Source organism: Chitinimonas violaceus, from assembly GCF_052601015.1.
Window position 1 is genome coordinate 1,298 of record NZ_JBQXDJ010000124.1, and the last position, 2,315, is coordinate 3,612.

Genomic DNA, 2,315 nt, shown 5'->3' on the forward strand with positions numbered 1-2,315 from the left:
TTTCTACGTGGTAAGCAACAGTTTCCATCGGTTTCTTTGGGCAAGCCGACCCCCTTACGGCCTGTTGAGGTCGTTTAAAAAGGGTGACGTCGGTGGGTTAAATCAGCAGTGAACTACTCGACAGCCAGTATCAAACGGGGCGAGAGAAGGCGCACGTCATTGCCGTTGTGCGCGAAATCCACACAATAGAAAGTCGGATTTAGTAGGGTATTTAGTGCTAGACATCGCCGCTCCTTTAGGCATGCCGCTCCCCTTACGGCCTGTTGGGGTCGTTAAAAAGGGTGAGTCGGGGGTTAAAACAGCAGGGTGGTAACTCGACAGCCAGTATCGGTCACGACGGGATTGGAAGCACGAACTCGCTATTGTGTGGAAAGCTCACACAATTCGGGCGGTTTCTCCCTTGTGCGCGCGCTCGTATCCCCGCCACGCCCGCGCACTTAATAGGGCGTTTTTTATGCACCTGCATGATGGGTTCAAACCCGCGTCAGTACTGGGGCGGAATGGGGTTTGTGGGGTGCAAAAAATCATGCGAATTCATGCACTCTAGGCATGCATTTGCATGCAGTGGGCGGCTAAAGGGGCAATCACTGGCGGTTAACGACGCGATTTACCTGACAAGTTGCCTCAGCGAGGTGCAAAAACGGGTGGAAAAGGGGTCGGATTCGGTGTTTTAGGGGGGTGATGGCACCCCGAAATTGTGTGGTGTGTTCCCACAATGGGGTTTGCTCGTCGAGGTGGCGCGGGTTCCGGATACTGGCGGCATGCGTTCAACGACGCCTCATCTGGTCCAGTCGGATACGGATGCACCCACAAAAAAGCCCTAAGCGATGACTAACTTCACTCCGACCTACGACGAACCCGCCAACGATCTGGCTTATGGCGACAGCTTGCGACACGACCGCTTTATGCGTTTGCCGGAAGTGCTGAGCAAATGCGGGCTGTCTCGCACTGGCTTGTATGACGCGATGCGTCTGCGTGACTTCCCGAAATCGATTCACCTTGGCTCACGCAATGTGGCATGGCTGGAATCGGAAGTCCTTGCCTGGATGCAGCAATGCATCGCCCAACGCCAAGCCTGATCAACCCCACTATTAAGGAAACCTTCCCATGTTTGAACATCACCCTGAATACCGCGCTGCCATTGAAGCGGCTTTAGCAGAATGCCACGCAGCCCGCGACGCCTTCTTACCTTTGCAGGCGGTTTGTACGGCGCTACGTAAAGAAATCGCGGCACATCAGCAATCGGCCCAGGAAGCAGAAAACGAGGCCGCCCGCCTGAGAGCAGAAAACAAAGGCTTGCTGCGTAGCTTTACCAGCCACCTTAGCCCGAAGTGCCGTGAACTCAAGGCGCAGGAACGTGCAGCCTATACGCTGGCGGAAGATTGGCGTGAACTGGCCAGTGAACTGGAAAAGGGACTAGATGAAGCCGACGAAGACGCCTCTATCCATTGGTATCGCGTATTGGATGCCCAAGACCGGTTACGTGAATGCTATAGCCATGCGCTGATTGAGATTGGGCTTAGCCAGTTACCGCTGGCGCTCAAGCTGGGTTTCCAATTGCAGGCGGATTGTTTGGAAAGCGAAGGGCGGCATGCCAGCTGGCGTTTGTTTGACGAGTCGAGCCTGGATGCGGCATGGCGCGAGTTAGCGCCCAAGCTGTTAGCGCAATGCAAGGAAGCGGTGACGATACCGGACGAGGCGATTCGGGCGGGCCTGCAAGTGGCGGACCGTGGTTGTGTGCCGGAACTGACGCCAGCACAAATGCATGTGCGTCGCTTTGAACGCCAGAAGGCGGCAGAAGCAGAAGCGGCCCAGGCCTAACCCTTTTAAATACAGACGAAAGCGAACAAGATCATGAGTAAATGGATAGGTGTAGAACTGGAAGGCACGTTGGCCAGATATAACGATCGCTTCCCGAATCAGATTGGCGAGCCGGTGAATGCGATGCTGTTACGGGTGAGAGGCTGGTTAAATGAAGGCAAGACGGTAAAAATCCTGTCGCATCGAGCGAAGGCGGGAAGCAGTAACTACGAGGTGACTAGCTGGTTGCGCGACCAAGGGCTGAGCATGTTGGAAGTGGTGCCGATGGATAAAGACATGCAATCGTTCTGGGGTGCACGTGCGGTGCGAGTGGAATTGAACGACGGTAAGCTCTGTAATGGATGCCGGAATACCCCTGAAAACCTGTTCCGTCATCAAGGATATGGGTATGCCCCGGAGGACTACTATCAAACGGACTGCTAGGGCCTGCTTACCTATATAACGTACGTATCTCTCTTCTTCTTACTCTTATTTAAATAAAAAAGCCCCCTGAA

At 54.3% G+C, this 2,315-nt stretch carries 3 protein-coding genes; all 3 read left to right on the top strand.

Annotated elements, in window-relative coordinates:
- Positions 1–827: 827 nt before the first annotated feature.
- The 3 genes from ACUHMQ_RS20030 to ACUHMQ_RS20040 are packed head-to-tail and all read left to right on the top strand — an operon-like array spanning position 828 to position 2,244.
- Positions 828–1,079, top strand: coding sequence for an AlpA family transcriptional regulator (locus ACUHMQ_RS20030; RefSeq protein ID WP_445297217.1), 252 nt, complete (start codon positions 828–830; stop codon positions 1,077–1,079).
- Positions 1,080–1,107: 28 nt separating this feature from the next.
- On the top strand, positions 1,108–1,821 hold the full coding sequence (locus ACUHMQ_RS20035) for a hypothetical protein (RefSeq protein WP_445297218.1): 714 nt from the start codon (positions 1,108–1,110) through the stop codon (positions 1,819–1,821).
- 33 nt (positions 1,822–1,854) lie between these two features.
- Positions 1,855–2,244 (top strand): hypothetical protein, encoded by a 390-nt coding sequence (locus tag ACUHMQ_RS20040; RefSeq protein WP_445297219.1) that lies wholly within the window; start codon positions 1,855–1,857, stop codon positions 2,242–2,244.
- Positions 2,245–2,315: the final 71 nt, after the last annotated feature.